This window comes from Halorubrum sp. SS7, assembly GCF_005435055.1.
Taxonomy (GTDB): Archaea; Halobacteriota; Halobacteria; order Halobacteriales; family Haloferacaceae; genus Halorubrum; species Halorubrum salinarum.
Map to the genome: position 1 here is coordinate 1 of NZ_SGXV01000268.1, position 519 is coordinate 519.

Annotated in this window: 1 protein-coding gene; it reads left to right on the forward strand. The window is 68.2% G+C overall.

Features of this window, described 5'->3' with window-relative positions; translation table 11 throughout:
- On the forward strand, positions 1-519 hold a 519-nt coding region (locus tag EXE44_RS17975; RefSeq protein ID WP_199241276.1), incomplete at both ends, for an alginate lyase family protein.

The window sequence follows — 519 nt, forward strand, 5'->3', positions numbered from 1 at the left end:
GACGTACCTCGCGGACCTCGAGGACGGACGGGGGAAGCAGCGCTACACCGGCGTGGTCAAGAACAACATCTACGCCTGGTGGATCCTCGCGAGAGCGACCGCGGCGGCGTACCTCGACGACCGCGAGGCGCTGACGCGCGCGTTCGACGACTGGCGCGAGCACGGCTTCGACCAGCTCGAACCGAACGGCCTCCTGCGGCACGAGCGGCAGCGGGTCGACGGGCTGGAGTACTCGGTGTACGGGCTCAAGGCGCTCGCGTTCACCGCGGAGATAGCCCGGCACTACGGCGTCGACCTCTACGGACACACGCTCCCCGAAGACGACGTGAGCGCGCTCCTACGGGCCTTCGAAGGCCTCTGTCCGTACGTCATCGACGCCGAGAAGTGGGAGTGGGGCACCGGCGAGAACGGATACACCGACGCGGACCGAACGGCGGCAGGGTCGGTGTACGAGCTCGCGTACTCCCGGTGGGACCGCTCAGAATTCCGCGAGGTGCTCGAGTCGATCGGACGACCGCT